The 16877-nt window shown below is 54.8% G+C and carries 21 protein-coding genes; 18 read left to right on the top strand and 3 right to left on the bottom strand.

The features are described from left to right. The first annotated feature begins 9 nt into the window (after positions 1-9). Genes argF through maf form a run of 6 tightly spaced genes read left to right on the top strand, consistent with a single transcriptional unit; the run spans position 10 to position 5125 of the window. The gene (gene argF / locus JNK54_01060) at positions 10-957 is read left to right on the top strand and encodes an ornithine carbamoyltransferase (GenBank protein MBL8022859.1); all 948 of its coding nucleotides are present in this window, start codon (positions 10-12) and stop codon (positions 955-957) included. Further along, the gene (locus JNK54_01055; GenBank protein ID MBL8022858.1) at positions 951-1478 is read left to right on the top strand and encodes a gamma carbonic anhydrase family protein; all 528 of its coding nucleotides are present in this window, start codon (positions 951-953) and stop codon (positions 1476-1478) included. Before argF ends, JNK54_01055 begins: the two co-directional genes overlap by 7 nt. Next, positions 1414-2208: an endonuclease III domain-containing protein gene (locus JNK54_01050; GenBank protein MBL8022857.1), complete on the top strand. Its 795-nt coding sequence runs from the start codon at positions 1414-1416 to the stop codon at positions 2206-2208. Before JNK54_01055 ends, JNK54_01050 begins: the two co-directional genes overlap by 65 nt. Then, a complete protein-coding gene (locus JNK54_01045; protein ID MBL8022856.1) occupies positions 2209-4086 on the top strand; it encodes a GAF domain-containing protein in 1878 nt (625 codons plus the stop codon). It begins immediately after the preceding gene. Continuing rightward, positions 4083-4400 (top strand): divalent-cation tolerance protein CutA, encoded by a 318-nt coding sequence (locus tag JNK54_01040; GenBank protein MBL8022855.1) that lies wholly within the window; start codon positions 4083-4085, stop codon positions 4398-4400. The genes JNK54_01045 and JNK54_01040 overlap by 4 nt, the downstream gene beginning before the upstream one ends. Beyond that, positions 4397-5125: a septum formation protein Maf gene (gene maf / locus JNK54_01035; protein MBL8022854.1), complete on the top strand. Its 729-nt coding sequence runs from the start codon at positions 4397-4399 to the stop codon at positions 5123-5125. The genes JNK54_01040 and maf overlap by 4 nt, the downstream gene beginning before the upstream one ends. Here the strand turns inward: maf and JNK54_01030 are convergent. The 3 genes from JNK54_01030 to JNK54_01020 are packed head-to-tail and all read right to left on the bottom strand — an operon-like array spanning position 5063 to position 7194. Further along, positions 5063-5818, bottom strand: a complete 756-nt coding sequence (locus tag JNK54_01030) for a SurA N-terminal domain-containing protein (GenBank protein MBL8022853.1) — start codon at positions 5816-5818, stop codon at positions 5063-5065. The two genes, maf and JNK54_01030, sit on opposite strands and share 63 nt — an antisense overlap. 9 nt (positions 5819-5827) lie before the next feature. Next, positions 5828-6214: a polymer-forming cytoskeletal protein gene (locus JNK54_01025; protein ID MBL8022852.1), complete on the bottom strand. Its 387-nt coding sequence runs from the start codon at positions 6212-6214 to the stop codon at positions 5828-5830. A 17-nt stretch (positions 6215-6231) separates the two neighbouring features. Next, positions 6232-7194 (bottom strand): peptidoglycan DD-metalloendopeptidase family protein, encoded by a 963-nt coding sequence (locus JNK54_01020; GenBank protein MBL8022851.1) that lies wholly within the window; start codon positions 7192-7194, stop codon positions 6232-6234. Positions 7195-7345: 151 nt separating this feature from the next. On the opposite strand from JNK54_01020, the gene JNK54_01015 reads away from it, so the two are divergent. From JNK54_01015 to JNK54_00960, 12 genes are all read left to right on the top strand, one after another. Beyond that, on the top strand, positions 7346-8497 hold the full coding sequence (locus JNK54_01015; GenBank protein MBL8022850.1) for a hypothetical protein: 1152 nt from the start codon (positions 7346-7348) through the stop codon (positions 8495-8497). Positions 8498-8502: 5 nt separating this feature from the next. After that, positions 8503-9015 carry a prepilin-type N-terminal cleavage/methylation domain-containing protein gene (locus JNK54_01010; GenBank protein ID MBL8022849.1) on the top strand — a complete coding sequence of 171 codons (513 nt, stop codon included), beginning with the start codon at positions 8503-8505 and terminating at the stop codon, positions 9013-9015. A 122-nt stretch (positions 9016-9137) separates the two neighbouring features. After that, positions 9138-9593 carry a 30S ribosomal protein S6 gene (rpsF, locus tag JNK54_01005; GenBank protein MBL8022848.1) on the top strand — a complete coding sequence of 152 codons (456 nt, stop codon included), beginning with the start codon at positions 9138-9140 and terminating at the stop codon, positions 9591-9593. Next, positions 9562-10008, top strand: coding sequence for a single-stranded DNA-binding protein (locus tag JNK54_01000; GenBank protein ID MBL8022847.1), 447 nt, complete (start codon positions 9562-9564; stop codon positions 10006-10008). The genes rpsF and JNK54_01000 overlap by 32 nt, the downstream gene beginning before the upstream one ends. Positions 10009-10020: 12 nt before the next feature. After that, positions 10021-10413, top strand: coding sequence for a 30S ribosomal protein S18 (locus JNK54_00995; protein MBL8022846.1), 393 nt, complete (start codon positions 10021-10023; stop codon positions 10411-10413). Between the two features lie 2 nt (positions 10414-10415). Beyond that, on the top strand, positions 10416-10868 hold the full coding sequence (locus tag JNK54_00990; protein MBL8022845.1) for a 50S ribosomal protein L9: 453 nt from the start codon (positions 10416-10418) through the stop codon (positions 10866-10868). Positions 10869-10874: 6 nt separating this feature from the next. Next, complete coding sequence (gene dnaB / locus JNK54_00985; protein ID MBL8022844.1) at positions 10875-12263, top strand: replicative DNA helicase; 1389 nt, start codon at positions 10875-10877, stop codon at positions 12261-12263. Then, positions 12260-13411, top strand: coding sequence for an alanine racemase (gene alr / locus JNK54_00980; GenBank protein MBL8022843.1), 1152 nt, complete (start codon positions 12260-12262; stop codon positions 13409-13411). Before dnaB ends, alr begins: the two co-directional genes overlap by 4 nt. A 1-nt stretch (position 13412) precedes the next feature. Continuing rightward, positions 13413-14207, top strand: coding sequence for an ABC transporter permease (locus tag JNK54_00975; GenBank protein ID MBL8022842.1), 795 nt, complete (start codon positions 13413-13415; stop codon positions 14205-14207). After that, positions 14204-14968, top strand: coding sequence for an ATP-binding cassette domain-containing protein (locus JNK54_00970; protein MBL8022841.1), 765 nt, complete (start codon positions 14204-14206; stop codon positions 14966-14968). Before JNK54_00975 ends, JNK54_00970 begins: the two co-directional genes overlap by 4 nt. Beyond that, positions 14968-16332, top strand: coding sequence for an MCE family protein (locus JNK54_00965; GenBank protein MBL8022840.1), 1365 nt, complete (start codon positions 14968-14970; stop codon positions 16330-16332). The genes JNK54_00970 and JNK54_00965 overlap by 1 nt, the downstream gene beginning before the upstream one ends. 11 nt (positions 16333-16343) lie before the next feature. Next, entirely contained in the window at positions 16344-16862 is a 519-nt protein-coding gene (locus JNK54_00960; GenBank protein ID MBL8022839.1) for a bifunctional nuclease family protein, read from the top strand. Positions 16863-16877 lie beyond the last annotated feature (15 nt).

Here is a 16877-nt window from a genome sequence, read left to right as displayed (position 1 = left end):
GGACCTTTTATGAATTCAAAAGATTTTCTATCCATGGCGGATTTGTCCGCCCCCGATATCGAGGACATTCTTCTCACAGCGGTTCGATTAAAGAGCCATCGCGTCCCTCGGAGATCCTTGGCCGGAAAGTCGTTGGGTATGATTTTTCAAAAGCCATCGACGCGAACCGCGGTCTCTTTTGCGGTGGCCATGTATGAAATGGGGGGCCTGGCCCTCACTCTGAGCGAACAACAACTTCAATTGAAACGGGGTGAAACCCTTGCCGACACCGCGCGAACTCTCTCCCGCTACCTCTCGGGGATCATGATTCGGGCGCACCGTCATGACGATATGGAAACGTTAGCCCGTTCCGCTGATGTCCCCGTGATTAATGGGCTGACCGATAAGGAACACCCCTGTCAGGTGTTGGCGGATTTGTTGACCGTGATGGAATCCTTTCGGCTCAAGACCGTGGCGGGTCTCCGGAAACTTCACATCGCGTATGTGGGCGATGGAAACAACATGGCACACTCGTGGATGTTGGCGGCGGGGCTTTTGGGCCTTCGGTTTACGGCCGCCTGTCCATCGGGGTATGCGCCCGAGAAGGGGTTCCAACTCCGGGCCGCGGCTCTCTCTCAAAAAACGGGGGCGCGGGTGGAGGTCTTGCGGGATCCTCGTCAGGCGGTTCTCGGAGCGCACGTGGTGTACACCGATGTTTGGACGTCGATGGGGCAGGAAGCTGAGGTGAAGAAGCGACGAAAGATTTTCCGGCCCTACCAGGTGAACGAGGCTCTCTTGGCGGGGGCGAATCCACAGGCGGTGGTTCTTCACTGTTTGCCCGCCCATCGGGAGGAAGAAATTACGGCCGCTGTTTTGGAAAGTCCCAGAGCGGTGGTTTTTCAGCAAGCCGAAAACCGGCTTCATGTGCAGAAGGCGGTGCTCCAAAAATTCCTGGGAGGACGGAAAAAGAAATCGTGATCCGCGTGTTTGGGCGGGAGAAACCTGTTGTATCTCGAACGGCTTTTGTTCATCCTTCTGCTGAGGTGATTGGGAACGTTCGTTTAGGAGCGGGGGTGTCCGTTTGGCCGGGAGCTGTTCTCCGGGGAGACATTGAATCGATTGCCGTTGGAGCCGGATCCAATATTCAAGATAACGCTGTTCTCCACACGGATCATGGCGTTCCGATGGTGGTGGGAAAAAACGTTACCGTGGGCCACGGAACTATTTTGCATTCGTGTCATGTGGAGGACGGGGCCCTCATCGGAATGGGGTCCATAGTGTTGGGGGGAGCCGTCATCGGGAAAGGGGCTCTGATTGGTGCCGGAACGTTGGTGTCTCCGGGGACGCGGGTTCCTGCCGGGCATCTGTCCCTCGGCCGGCCGGCCCGAACGGTTCGGCCCTTAACCGCCCGCGAACAAAAAGGTTTACGGGAAAATGCGCGCCGGTATCGGGGCTACGCTCAACGCCACCGAGCGTCCCTTGAAGAAACGATGGGGTAAGGGTTTGTCCCCTTCGTGCCCCACCGTCCGGTGGGTTTATCGTTCCCTTCTTCGATATTATGGTCCCCAAGGGTGGTGGCCTGTGGCGCCTGTTCCGGGACGACCCGCGGTTTATGATTCCCGTTGGACGATCGGTGCCCTCAACCCTGCCCAGCAATGGGAGGTGGCGGTGGGGGCGATCCTCACACAGAACACCTCCTGGTTGAACGTGGAGAAAGCCTTCTCCCATTTGCGTCGCTCAAAGACGTCCTCCCCCCAATGTATTGGGAGGTGTCCGGTGGATCGACTGGCCCAACTCATCCGCCCCTCAGGATTTTTCCATCAAAAAGCCGCCCGACTTCAATCGCTTGCGCGGTATCTCTTGACCCGGTGGAACGGATCTCTGTCTGCCCTCCTTCATCAGGATGTGTCGGTAGCGCGAGCGGAATTATTGCGCCTGTCCGGGGTGGGGCCCGAAACCGCTGACTCAATTTTGTTGTACGCGGGAGGTCATCCGGTCTTCGTTGTGGACACTTACACCAAAAGGCTTGCCCACCGCCTTTCATTTTTTCGCTACAATGACTACGCCATGATCCAGTCCTTCTTTCACCAGCGCGTGGAGCCTTCTGCCCCCACGCGAAAAGAGTTTCATGCTCTCGTTGTCGCTCACGCGAAAGCCCATTGCCGAGCCCGCCCGTTGTGTGGGGGCTGTCCGTTGGCGCTCCGCTGCGTGTCGCGCGTGGAGAACTAAGTGGCGGGCGCCCGGGACATACTCTTCGATTCAGTGAAGGCACTGGAGCGGCAAACCGCCGGTCTTCATATGGTGTCCCAATTTGCCACGTCCACGGCTCCCAAGGAACATGTTCTTAATGATCTCTTGGGGAAAGTGTTGGAATGGGTGGGAGCCGAAGCGGGGGCCATTGCGTTAGCGGAGGAAGGCGCTGGCGTATTTGAGTTGGCGGCCCTACGGTGGGCTCACCTCCCCGTTTTACAGGCCGCTGCCAAGGAGAAAGCGCTCCGGTTGTTCCGGGTTCGTTTAACGGAAGGAATCGTGGGTCAAGTGTATCAAAGTGGCGAGCCCGTTATTCTTCCGGACGTGTCCAAAAATCAAGCTTTTCGTAAGGACATGGCCGACGCTGTCAATTACCAGGTTCTTAATCTTCTTTCTGTTCCCCTCCAGTTGGAGGGAAAACGTGTGGGTGTATTGGAATTGTTCAATAAGACACCGAAGGGAACCTTTTCGGCCAGCGATATGGAATTGGCGGTTTCACTGGCCCAACAGATCGCGCTCGTTCTGGAGGTCACCCGCTTGCGTGGGAACGGGTCTTCGAATCCCTCCCCGGTGGTTCCTCCTCCTGGCTCAGGCCCCTCCTCCGATGAATTCCTAGAGGCCCGTCGGATGGCTCGGGACGCCCAATCCCAATTAAAAGAAACCCATGCCCTTCTTGAAATTGCCCTTCAGTCACGGGATGTTAACGCCCGCCAAGTTCAGGTTCTTACGGAAGAGTTGGAGAAAGCCAAAGCATTAACGGATGCGGCCACCCCGGCTGAACAAAGGGTGCGGCTCCTTCGTTCCATCGAACCACTTGCTTTTTCCTTAGACCCCCAAACGGTGATGAGAAATTTCGGGGAATTGGCGGCTCGGCTCGTGAACGCTCAAGCCCTTCAGCTTTTTGTTTGGGCGCCGAAAAACGAACGGTTTTCTCTTGGTTTTTCCACCGCTGGAATGGCTCCAAATATTGGGAATCCCCCTTCGTTTAAAAAAGGAGAAGGACTAGCGGGGTGCGCCGCGGACCGGATGGGCCTGGTTCAAGTAGAGGACGTGACGCGGGAAGACCATTTTTCTAAATCCATCGATGAAGTTCCTGGGATCATGACGCGCTCCGTTTTGGCGGGGCCGTTACTGGTGGAGGGGCGTTTGGTTGGGGTGGTCGAGGCCATCAACCGGAAGGACGGCCTTCCTTTTTCAACCGAAGATGGTGAGAGTTTGTCGGGGTTGGCGTTGTTGGGCGCGGTGGCGCTGGACAAAGCCTTCGAACATCAAATGTTAAGGGATACCGCTTTTTCTATTTTGGCTTGCAACGCCGATCTCCTGGATTCCCCCGGAGGGGGGGCGGGGCGAGCGGACCGACTTCGGCGAATGGTCGTGCTCCTGGGGAAATCTCTCCACTGGTCGCCTCAGGCCCTTCGGGAGGCGGAGTGGGCATCTCTTTTATTTAATAGGGGCAAGGTGGGGATCCCACCCGAAATCCTCTCTAAGACGGGAGATCTTTTACCCAAGGATCGGGAACTTCTCTTGAGTGTTCCTCGCATCAGCTCTGAAGGATTGGCTTCCGACCCGTTACTTTCTGAAGCCGCGATCCTCATCCGCCACGTCAACGAGCGATGGGACGGGGAGGGGACACCAGACCGTCTTACAGGTGAGGAAATCCCTATGGCTTCCCGGGTGATCGCGCTGGTGGAGTCTTTTGACGGTTTAACCGCTGGGTTCCAGGGCCGAAAACCTCTCCCTCTGGACGTCGCTCTTAAAGAGGTCGAAAGCTGTTCTGGAAAACAGTTTGATCCGGCGCTCGTGACGCTCCTTCAGCGTCTTGTTCGCGCCGGAGAATTGCCCCTGTCCCTGGCGTGAACCGCACGGTGGTCGTTTTCATAACGACGCCGAACGTTCGGGTCTCGCGACGCATAGCCAGAACTCTTGTGAAAGAACGGTTGGCGGCTTGTGTCAACATTGTCGGAAACGTCACATCTATTTACCGTTGGAATGGAAAAGTTGAACAGGCTTTGGAACACCTCCTTTTGGCGAAAACAACCGCCGCCCGATTTCTCGCCCTTAAGCGACGGGTCAAGTCCCTCCATCCCTCCGCTGTCCCTGAAATCGTTTCCATTCCCATCCAAAGTGGTTCGTCGGCCTATCTGTCGTGGGTGGTTTCTTCCGTTTCTTGAGTTCGCGTATTCTTGTGGCCAAAAAGATGGGGAAAGAGCAGAAAAAACAGCGCAGAAAAATTTTCGAAAAACCGGACTTCTTCCTGGCCTCTCTTTCGCCCCGGAGGCGGGTCCTGTTACGACGAATTGTCCCGGGTTTCCGCGTTGTCCCCAGTGGGGTGGTGGAGTTCCCTCATCAACCGGGGGAGAGGGTTTCCCGTTACGTTAAGAAATTAGCGCGCCAAAAAGCGGTGGCCGTGGCGCGGCGATTTACACGTGGACTCTCTCTTGGCGCGGATACCGTGGTTGCCCGCAGAGGGAGGGTGTACGGAAAGCCTGTGGACCAGTCAGATGCCTTTCGGATACTCTCTGAATTAAGTGGGAAATGGCATGACGTTTACACGGGTTTGGCCCTGGCTCTTTGCCCCGGCAGGCGGGTCTGGACCTGTGTGTTCCGCTCCCGTGTTCAAATGCGAAAATTTAGTCCACAGGAACTTCGCCATTTTTCCAAATTAAATCACGATAAAGCTGGGGCTTACGCCGCTCAGGCCCGGGGCAACCCCTATATTTATTCTTTCGAAGGGGATTTTGATACCATCGTGGGCCTCCCCCTTCGAGGTGTTTGGGAGTTGCTTGGAAAAGCGCTAAAGGCTGGGTGCGTTGCTTCGGATCAGAGGTTATTTTTAGGGAGTGGAGGGCGGGGCGGGTTCGGGGTTGGGAGGCGGTTCAACGGTGGGTGTTTCTAATTTTGCTAATTGGACTTTCACTTTAAGCCGAGTACTCACGTCTGAATACCATTCCTGCAAACACGCCTGCATTTCGTTACGGCGAACTTCGTCTCTGAATTCATTGGGATTTTCCAGGATCTTTTTTTTAACTTCCTCCGTGCCCTGAGCCAAGGCGGTTTTTACTTTGGCGGGGAATTCCAGGGAGGAAATTTTGACTCCTGACGCCATAATAAACTGAGTTTTTTGTGCCATCAGTTGTCGTCGTTGTTCCGATTCAAAATCCTCCACCCGTAGACGAATCCTTCCCAATGCTTCACGGTAGAGTTGGGGGTCGAACCGGCCTTCCCGTTGAAACGCGGGAACCGTTTGGAGGACTTGGGCCAGTTCGGTGTCGGTTACTTTTATGCCGAGATTTTCCGCTTGGTTGACAAAAACTTCTTCCTGAACAAGACTCTGAACCACTTGTCGTTTGAGATACTCCCGCTGGGGGTTTGTCAATGGGGATGGCGAGCGTTGCCTTTGGTCTTCCAAGACTTGTCCGTAAAGTGTCTCGAACCGTTTATAGGGAATTTTTCGATTGTTAACGAGGATCGCGGCATCAAAAGGGGATTGGTCAAAAAAATAGCTTCCGAAGCTTGCGAATGTCCCCACGACAAAGATGGCGACAACGCTCAGGATGATTTTTTTTCGGTGATCGCGAAACCATTTCATCGGGAAAGGTTAGGAAGGAGACACGGCGGGTGAGGTGGAACGGACCTCGGACAGGTCCACGGCGCCTATTTTTTCAACTGTCATGAGACAATTCCCCTCAAAGAGAGCCCCGTCCGCAATGGACAGCTGGACCGCCCGCACGTCCCCTCGGATTTGGCCTTTGGGTTGAAGTTCAAGGGCCTGGGCCGCCGTGACGTTTCCCGTTACTTTCCCCGCAACAAAAACCATTTTGGCAAGGATGTCCCCCGTGATATGGGCTTTTTCACCCACGATAACGCCTTCCGCGGAGATTCCCCCTTCCACAATCCCGTCAATGCGAACAAATCCCTTGGATCGAATTGTTCCCTGAAACCGGGAACCGGGCCCGATGATCGTCTCCATATGGGTCGTTTCCATGTCCTTTTTACCGAACATTAGGAGGTGTGCTTGATGAGGAATTTGGATGGATTCACAGCGTGACCATTATACCATACTTCGTAATGACAATGGGGGCCAGTGGCTTTTCCGGTTTGGCCCATGAGGGCAATCACCTGACCTCTTTTTACCCGGTCACCGGTTTTGACAACGACCTGGCGGTTGTGGCCATAGCGGGTGGAGTAGCCGAGGCCGTGATCCACCACGACCACGTTCCCATACCCGCCAGCCCATCCCGCCAGTTTGACCACACCGTCCGCAGTGACCCTTATCGGGGATCCCTCCGGGCCTGCAATGTCCATGCCTTGGTGAGATTCTCGGAACCCATCGATGGGGGAGAGTCGAGACCCAAAATGGGAGGTGAGATACCCTGAAACGGGCCAGAGGTTGGGTGTCGCCCGATAAATTTTTCGTTTTGAATCAATCTCATGGTTGAGCGCACGAACCCCCGCCAGTCGTTCCTCCGCTTCCGAACGTAGAGCGCGGATGGATCGAGCCATCTCCTCGAAACGTATTTCGGGAATGCCCGATTGGAGGGATCGTTCCAAAGCGTTGGCATCTTCCAAAGAAGGTCCCCCTAATGAAGTCGGGGGCCCCGATAGGTTGGAGGGGGGGTCGGTCTGAATAATGGCTTCCCGGCTCCCTAATCCAATGAGGGTTCGCAATTCGGCTTCCAACGTCTTAACTTCGTCCATCATGGCTCGGGATTGACTGACCTGGTTATTGAGATAAGTCAGCTTCATCTTGAGGAAGTGGCTGTTCACCCGCGCGCGCCAATAATCGAACCGTTCGGACGCGGCAAAACCGGCCCACCCGGTCAACACTGTCCAGGACACAAACAAAACGGCCAGGAAAGGGATGGGGAGAGAAATCTGGCGCGGACGCGCGACCCCGTGGGGGATCACCATGATGGTCAGACGTCTGTTCGCTTCTTTTTGCCAACGGCGCCACACACGCGCCATGAAAAACCTCCAAAGGGGGGGTGTCTGTCTATTCATGTTACTTTTTAACAGAAAACGCATTTTCTGTCAAGGACTTTGGGGTTTTTGTTGGACAAGGGATAGAAAAAGCCTTGATAAGTTCCTGTTCACCATTTAGACTTGTTGAACGACCATGGACCCGAAGTCACGCCGCCCCCATCTCAGTATTCGATCCCGTGCTGAAACGGGGACAAGAGCCACTCTCTTGGCTCGGCTTCAAACCGTGCAACTCCTTCAAATGTCGGAACGGCAAATTGCTGAGCTCATTCGTGAGGCCGAGACCGACCCGGTTTTTGAGAAGTTGATTTATCCGCAGGACGCTCGCTGGAAGATCGTTCGATTTCAACCCAATCCTCGAACGAAATTGTCCCCTTCTTTTTATGAAATGAACGAAGTCACCCTGGTGCAAGGGGGGCGCCCGGAGGCGGCGCGTGTGATCGGGGAAAATAAGGAAGCCCTTGCCCTTATTCAAAAAATGGGGCAGGAAACCTTCGAATCCTACTTCCTTCGTGTGGATCGGGAAATGGATCGCGCGGACCTATCGAAGTTTTTGGGTCTCACGGAAGCTCAGGTTCAAAGGGTTCGGGATTTCTTGCTAACTTACTCCATTCAATCAGAGTTTTTCGATCCCTCCATCAAAGCTTCTGGGGTTCCGGGGAAACATGTCGTCCGACTGGCACGACTGAGCCTCGATGATCAGGGGGAACCTGTTTTTGAGTTTGGGTCCCCCTTGTTGGCCCGGGGGCGGTACGATATCCAGTATGACCGATTGCAAGGTTTGCTTCGAGAGGGGAACCTTCCTCCCCAAGAACGCCGGCACCTGAAAGCGTTTGTGCGTCGCTTGGAACTCATCAATTGGCGACACAACACGCTCTACCGACTTTTGGATTTTATTTGTAACGCCCAACGTTTTTTCTTAGCGTCTCGAGACACGCTCAAGAAAATTCCAATCACACAGCGGCAATTGGCCAAGCGCTTGGCGGTCGCTCCCTCTACGGTGAACCGTGCGATCCAGGGACGAAGCCTCGTCCTTCCCTGGGGAGAAGAGGTTCTGTTGGAAGATTTGTTTTGTTCCCGCAAAAATCTCTGCATTGATGTTTTGGAGACGATCCAAGGAGAAGATGTGGATTTTGGGAAGAGGTCCGATCTGTATTTGCAACGTCTTCTTCGGGATCGGGTGGGGTATCCCATTCCGAGAAGGACAGTCAACAGTTATCGTCATTCGATGGGATTTCCCTCTTCCTCTGATGATTCGGAACCCGCAGGTTCGGCGGGCGGGGTCTGAAGAAAATGAAAAACGTTTATCCACCAAACAGAAGCGACGAATCAGGGGGGGGGCTGGCGGGGATGGTCGCCCTGGAGCGGCGCGGAGCGAACGGGGGGAGGCCTGTTTTGGGCTTTACGTTGGTTGAGCTCATGATGGTGGTGGCGGTCCTCAGTATTGTTGCTTCCATTGCGATTCCCAAATTCAGCAACTTGTTACTTAAGGCACAAGAATCTTCAAGCCGGGGAAATTTAGGGGCCCTCCGCGCGTCATTGCACATCTATTACGCGGACAACTTAGGACTCTTTCCTTTGGCCGGGAATTTAACCAGTTCCCTTACAACCGGTGGACGCTATTTAAAAAAGATGCCCCAGTGTCATGTCCCTCCCCCAGGTTCTCATTCTTCAACTACTGATGTGACGGATTACGCTGGATCGTATACCGATTTGGGGGATTGGATGTATTTCGCTTCTTCAGGGGAGATCACGATCAACTGTACGCACCCCGACGCTAAGGGGCAAGTTTGGAGCACGTGGTGATTCTTCTTGCGCGGGATGGGTGTTATTTGTTAGCATAAGACCACTTTGGTTCTGGCCTTTTGAGCAGAACCCACCCCGACCCGGCATGGCTGGGTCGGACGTCCTTGAAGGAGGCGCATCCCTTGGTCCATTACGAAACAGTCTTTGTATTGCCCGGCGACACTCAGCCCCAAAAGGTTGACGATTTCGTCGAAAAAACAAAATCCCTCATCGTTCAAAAAGGTGGCGAAGTCACTCTCACGGAGAAGTGGGGCCGTCGTCGGTTGGCTTATCCCATTGGCCGTCAGCGGGAGGGATACTATACGTTCCTCCAATTTAACGCGGACCCTTCTTTTGTGGCGGAGTTTAATCAGTTTTTTCGGGTCTCGGAAGATATTATTCGTCACCTGATTTGCAAAGCCCTCAAGGGCAAGCCGGCGTCCCCTTTGATGGTTCTGCCGCCGCCAGCTCCCCATGAATCCCACGGACATCGTCCCCCGGTGAGTGGTTCCGTTGCCGCCGTTGCGCCGGCCACCGCTCCTCTCCCGGTTGTTCCCGAGGTTCCCCATGTCGACGCTCCTGCGCCTCGTCCAGCTTAATAACGTTCAGCTCGTGGGTCGTCTGACCCGTGATCCGGAACTTCGGTTTACCACCTCAGGAGCTCCTGTTTGCCGGTTTGATCTCGCGGTCAACCGTCGCTATAAGGACAAGGCAGGGGAGTGGAAAGACGACACCTCGTTTATTCCTGTTGTCGTTTGGCGTGAAGCGGGGCAGCGTTGCGGAGAAAAATTGAAAAAGGGAAGCCCCGTCTACGTGGAAGGGCGGTTGAAAAGCCGCAATTGGGAAACCAAAGACGGACAGAAACGGTCTGGGCATGAAGTCGACGCTTCGCGCGTTCAGTTTCTGGAAAAAGCCGATGCAGGCGTGGGGTCCCCCGCGACTGATGAGGAGGCTCCCTCCGCGGAATCCGATGTGAGCGGTTCAGCCCCCACCACTGAAGATGTTCCATTTTAAGAGGAGAATTCCATGAATGAAACCAACCCAACTTCTGAAACACCGAAAGCGCCAGTGAGCGCTTCTTCACCGATGGGAGCCTCGCGGCCCCCCAGCGGGCCACGTCCGGGCGGACGGCCGGGATTTGGATCAGGTCCCCGGACGGGTGCCCGTCCTCCAGCGGGTGCCGGTGGAGGGCGTCGCGGTGGTCGTCCCATGATGCGGCGTAAAGTGTGCCGATTTTGCGCGGAAAAAATTGAAGAGGTGGATTACAAGGCCATTCCCATCCTCCGGGGGTTTTTGACAGCGCGAGGTAAAATGTTGGGGGGGCGAACGACAGGAAACTGCGCTCGTCATCAACGTCAATTGACCCAGGGCATCAAGCGGTCCCGTATGTTGGCCCTCCTGCCTTACACGGGAGAATAACCATGAAAACGAAAATTATCTTGCAGGAAGATATTCCGAATCTTGGGGTGGCGGGTGACGTGAAAGACGTGGCGCCCGGTTACGCGCGCAACTATCTGCTTCCTCGTAAGTTGGCGGTCCCTTCGAGCCCCCGCTCCCGTGCGGTGTGGGACTCTCGAAAAAAACAACTGGATGAGGAGCGGAAAACGAAACTTCAAGCGGCCCAGGAACGGGGTCGTCAGTTGGAAGAGGTGGTCATCACGATCAGCGCTCGCGCCGGTCAAGATGGAAAACTTTACGGTTCGGTGACAACGGCCGAGGTGGCCAAGGCACTTTTAGGCAAGGGAATTTCCATTGACCGTCGTTGGGTGGAATTGCGGGACCCTATTCGAACCACAGGTGATTTTACCGGAGCGGTCCGGCTTCACCCTCAGGTCCGCGCGGCCTTTAAAATTCAGGTCCAGCCCGCGGGGTAATCCCCCGTGGGATCTTCCCTCCCCCTTTCGGCACGTTCCTCGAACGTCGAAGGTCTTCCGCCTCAAAGTCGGGAGGCTGAAGTGGCTGTTTTGGGAAGTATGTTGGTGGAGAAGGAGTCACTCCTTAAAGCGTTGGATGTTCTTCGGGAAGAGGATTTCTACGAGGAAAACCACCGACGTATTTTTTCCGCAATCCGCGCGCTCCATGATCGGAACGTGACCGCCGATGTGATCACGGTAGGCGACGAGTTGGAGAAAGGCGGTCGTTTGGCGGGGCTGGGGGGGCGGGCGGCGCTTTTTGACCTGACCAACCTCGTTCCTTCCGCTCTCCATGTGGAACACTACGCCCGGATCGTTCGTGAAAAATCCCTCTTCCGTCAAATGATCGCCATCGCCCGAACGGTGGCCGACGAATCCATGTCTCCCACGGAGGAAGCTCAAGCGTTGTTGGACAGCGCCCAGCAACGTTTTTTCGTTTTGGCCCAGGACCGGGCCTCGAGGGGGATGGTCTCGGCCAGTGTGTTGATGCAAAGCGCCATCACCACGCTGGAGAAGCTGGCGGAATCGAGCAAATACGTGACCGGTGTTTCGACGGGGTTTTCCGCGTGGGACAAAATGACGTCGGGACTTCAACCCTCCAACTTGATTATCATTGCGGGACGGCCCTCCATGGGGAAAACGGCTTTTGTTCTGAATATTGCCGAACACGTCGCCATTAAGGAAAAAAAACCTGTGGTTTTCTTCTCCCTTGAAATGAGCGAGCAGGAAATCGGTCTTCGTCTCCTTTGCAGTCAGGCCCGGATCAATGTGCGGAGTGTTCGGGACGGGTTTCTCTCACGCAAGAGTTGGCCCACGATTACCAACGTGGCCAGCCAGATCGCTTCCGCCCCGCTCTTCTTTGATTTTTCAACGTCACCGTCCATCCTTGATATTCGAGGATCGGCCCGCCGTTGGGCCCACGAATTAAAACAGAAAGGCACGCCCTTGTCCTTGATCATTATCGATTACCTTCAACTTCTTCAGGGGGGCGGTCGGATGGAAAGCCGTCAGCAAGAAATCTCTGAAATTTCGCGGTCGATTAAGGGATTGGCGCGGGAACTGCAAGTTCCGGTCATCGCTCTGTCTCAGCTCAATCGTCGACCGGAAGACAAAGGCCGGGAAGGCCGTCCTCAACTGTCGGACCTTCGTGAATCGGGCGCTCTGGAGCAAGACGCCGACGTGGTGGCCGCGATCTTCCGAGAGGAAGTGTACAAGCGGGATGATCCGGATGTGAAAGGGAAAGCCAAATTGTTTGTTCTGAAACAGCGGAACGGACCGATCGGTGACATCGATTTGAATTTTATCTCGGAATTTACCAAGTTTGTCGATCCCGCTCCCGAAGGCGAAAACTTCTGAGCACGACGGTTCTTCCCGGCGGTCCTCCCTTCCCTATCCGACCCACTTGGGTGGAAATAGATCTGGACGCGTTTCGACATAATCTTTTGGCTGTGGCCGATCTCCTTCCTCGCCGGGTCAAAATGATGGCGGTCCTTAAGGCCGATGGGTATGGGCATGGGGCCACCCCTTTGGCGCAGGCCGCGAGGGTTCTCGGAACTCGGTTGTGGGGTTTCGGGGTCTCCAGTGTGGAGGAAGGCTTGGCTCTCCGGGACGGAGGATGTAAGGAAAACATTTTGATTTTAGGCAGTCTTTATCCTTTCGAGAGTTTCGACGTTGTATTAAAAAATGATTTGATCCCGACAGTGGCCAGTCGAGCGTCTGCTCTGGCCCTCGCGAGCCGGGCCGTTCAACGGGGGCGTCCGGCCCGCTGTCATATCAAGATCGACACCGGGATGGGACGGATTGGAATGTCCCCCGCCACGGCACGGGACGCTCTGGGTCCTTTCCTAAAAAATCCAGCGCTTCGTGTGGAAGGGATTTACAGCCATTTGGCCTGTGCCGATTCGGCATCTGCCACCACCCATCAACTCAAGTTGTTCGACCAAACAATTTCGGGTTTGAAGAGAGGGAGAGAATGTTTACTCCATGCGGCAAATTCGGCGGGGCTGTTGGCGCGTCCCGGTTCCCATTACGATCTGGTGCGACCAGGGTTGGTTCTTTACGGGATCCCTCCCTGGCCGGCCTTAAAACGAGTTGTTGATTTGCGCCCTGTTCTTGCGTGGAAAACCCGTATGGTTTTCATGAAGACGGTGGCTCGAGGGACGCCGCTCAGTTACGGGTGGACCTGGCGGGCCCGGCGCCGAAGCCGCGTGGCGACCCTTCCTGTGGGATACGCGGACGGTTACCGGCGGGCGTTATCCAACCGGGGGGAAGTGTTGGTGAGAGGCCGCCGCTGTCCCGTTCTGGGCCGGGTGACCATGGATCAAATTTTGGTGGATGTGACAGGTCGGCCTGGAGTGGATGTGGGGGAAGAGGTCGTCTTGATTGGGCCACAAGGGCGTGAACGGGTCACCGTGGAAGAGATGGCCGATCGATCCGATACGATTCCCTACGAAATTTTATGCGGTATTTCAAAACGTGTTCCGCGGTTGGTTCAGGGGAGATAATGTGAGACCCCTGCGAGTTCTTTTTCACATTTTTACGCACCGGGTTCTGGACCTGGCGGAATCGGTCGGAAGCGTGGCGGTTTTGCTGCGGAAGACTTTTTACTGGATTTTTAAGGCACGACTGGATGCTCGAAACGTATTCGGCCAGATGTATGAAGTGGGGGTTCAATCGTTCCCGGTCACCAGCCTCACGGCTCTCTTTACGGGAATGGTGTTGGCTCTTCAGACTGGGTTTTCTTTTCAACGTGTTTTTAACGAGCCGTTGTATGTCGGCAGTGTGGTGGGGTTGTCCCTTTTAAAAGAGTTGGGGCCCGTGTTGACGGGGGTGGTGGTGGCCGGTCGGGTGGGGGCGTCCATCGCGGCGGAAATCGGGACCATGAACGTCACCGAACAAGTGGATGCTCTTTACACTCTGGGAACCAATCCTGTTCGCTACTTGGTTGTTCCCCGGTTCTTGGCGTGTCTCGTCATGGTCCCGCTCTTGACCATTTACGCTGACGTGATCGGCATCGTGGGGGGGTATCTCGTGGCCCATTTCCGTCTCCACATCCCCTCGACCATTTATTGGGATGAAATAAAGGCGATTCAATTGGAGGACGCTTTTCACGGGTTGATCAAATCCGTGGCGTATGCTCTGATTATCGTTGTGACCGCCTGTTTTAAAGGGCTCCGAACAGGGGGGGGGGCGGAGGGCGTGGGGCGGGCCACCACGAGCGCCGTGGTGATTAGCATGGTCAGTATTTTGGTGAGTGATTATTTCTTGTCCGCCATCTTGGTTTCCCTGGGGATTGGATGATCCGCCTGGAGGATGTTCATCGTTCTTTTGGCCCAAACCGCGTTCTCCGAGGGTTGAGCTTGGAGGTTCGCGAGGGAGAAACTCTTACCATTATCGGGGGCTCTGGGACGGGCAAGAGCGTGACGCTGAAAATTATGGTGGGTTTATTGAAGCCGGATCGCGGACGCGTTTTTGTGGACAATAAAGAAATCACAGGAATGGACGAAGACGCGTTGGCCCAAGTCCAACGTAAGTTTGGTTTTTTGTTTCAGGGGGCCGCGTTATTTGATTCCCTGACCGTGGCCGAAAACGTTTTATTTGGGATTCGGCACCTGAAACCTGAAGAACTATCCCGGGGGGATGAAATCGTTTCTCGATGCTTGGGGTTGGTGGGTTTAAAATCGGAAGTGGCGGGGTTGAAACCCGCGGAACTTTCCGGGGGGATGAAAAAACGCGTGGGTTTGGCCCGGGCGATTGCCCACGAACCAGACTACATATTGTACGATGAACCAACAACGGGGTTGGACCCCATCATGTCGGACGTGATCAACGAATTGATCGTGGGAATTCGGGAAAAGATGAAAATTACATCGATTGCGGTTACCCATGACATGAAGTCCGCCTACAAGATTTCAAACCGCATTGCCATGATTTATGAGGGTCGCCTGGCGGCTGTTGGCACACCGTCAGAAATTCAGTGTTCGGAGGATCCGGTGGTTCAACAGTTTATTTCGGGTTCCGCCCAGGGGCCCATCCAAATGCCTGTGAGGTCTTACACGTAATGTCTCTGTCCACAGAAACCAAGGTGGGGTTGTTCTCCTTAAGTGGCCTTTTCGTTTTTGCCCTGGGGGTCATTGTTTTGGGCGATTTCCAGTTTCATGGGACATACCCTCTTTACGTCTATTTTGACAATGCCTTGGGTTTGCCCGAAAAAGGGCCGGTCAAAGTGGCTGGGGTGGAGGTGGGGCAAGTCGAACGAATTGATCTCGATCGCCAGCGGGCTCGGGTGAAAGTCCAGGTGCGAAAGGGCATCGAGGTTCATCAGGGAACCAAAGCCCAAGTGGCGTCCACGGGGTTTATCGGTTCGAAATATTTGGAGATGACGTTGGGGGATCCCGCCGCCCCCGTGCTTTCGCCCGGCGATTCCTTTGAAGGGACGCCGACGTTCACGTTCGATGACGTGATGTCGAAATTGGGCGCGTTTCTTAAAGAAGATCCTGACCAAGGCGCCGTCACGGACAATTTACGAGTGACGGTGGCCAATTTTCGGCGCGTGTCTCAGGCGTTGGCCGATTCCCTCGGCACCCAACGGGCTGAACTGACCGAGATCATCCGAAACATTCGTGACGCCTCGGCCCACGCGAAACACGTGGCAAGCGATCTTCGCGAAATCACCGGAGAACGAAAAGAAGACATCAAGATCGCGCTCGAAAAGTTTCGGTCCATTTCGGAGCGGCTGGACCAAATCACGGAACGTGTCCAGAAGGGTGATGGGCTCCTGGGTCGACTGGTGAACGATCCCGAACTCGGAAAGAATTTGGATCAAACCATGGCCAATGTCAACAAAGCCACTCACGATCTGAAAGGGTTCACGGGCCGAATCTCAGCCATCAAGATTTACTGGGATTACCGTCAACGGTATGACATGGAAGACCAGAAATGGAGGCCGGATTTGGGGATCACGATGGTCCCCCGGCCTGGGAAATACTATTACTTGGCCGGAAATAATTTGGGTGCCCGGGAAGATCGCTCTGTCCTGGGAACCGATCTGGAAAAAAAGAATACCATTACCGCTGTGATGGGCCATGACTTTGGTCCCGTGACGCTTTACGGTGGGGCGATTCGTTCCGCGGGAGGTGCGGGGGTGAGGGTTCGACCGTTCCCCAAAACCCACGCGTGGAATCGTCGGGTGGAAGGGGAAGCAGAAGCTTATAATTTCGGTCGCGATGAAATGATTCAGGGGCACCATTTTGATAAACCCGTGTATAACGTGGGGGCCCGTGTGAAGGCGATCGAACCCTGGCTCTGGGTGGGGGCGCAAATCGAAGATGTGTCGGAACGCAAGAATTTTAATGTAAACGCAAATATTATGTTCCGCGATGAGGATTTGGCGTTCCTCTTGGGTCTTGTGGGCTTGGCGCGGTAGGAGGGAATGATATGATTCAGGAAGCCCGAATCTATTCTTTAGCCAATGTGGGTGGTCAGGCGGTCTTGGTTTTGGAAGAAGTCAACGGGCCCCGTTTATTGCCTGTGTGGATCGGTTTGTATGAGGGCGGTTCGATCGGGATGGCCCTGGCCGGTCAAAAATTCCCACGGCCGCTGACTCACGATTTAATGTTGGAGTCGATAAAACGGTTGGGAGCTAAATTGGAGAAGATCGTCATCACGGGGTTGAAGGACAGTACCTTCTATGCCGATGTCTACGTGAAGCGGGACGCCCAAGAAATAGTGCTCGACGCTCGCCCTTCGGATTCCATCGCGTTGGCGGTGCGAGAAAACGCGCCCATTTTCGTTGACGAGACCGTTTTTGCCGCCTGCCCTGAACTGCTGAAGCCGATCACGGGGGGCGAGGTCGAAGATTTTAAAAAGAAGTTGGAAACCATGACCCCGGAAGATTTTTTTCGTGATTTAAAGAAAAAAGAAGGTGGCGAGGGCGCGCCAGGAACGGAGAAATAACGAGTCGTTTCGCTA

This window comes from Elusimicrobiota bacterium, from assembly GCA_016788905.1.
Classification (GTDB): domain Bacteria; phylum Elusimicrobiota; class Elusimicrobia; order FEN-1173; family FEN-1173; genus JADKHR01.
This window is presented reverse-complemented; position numbering and strand designations above follow the sequence as displayed.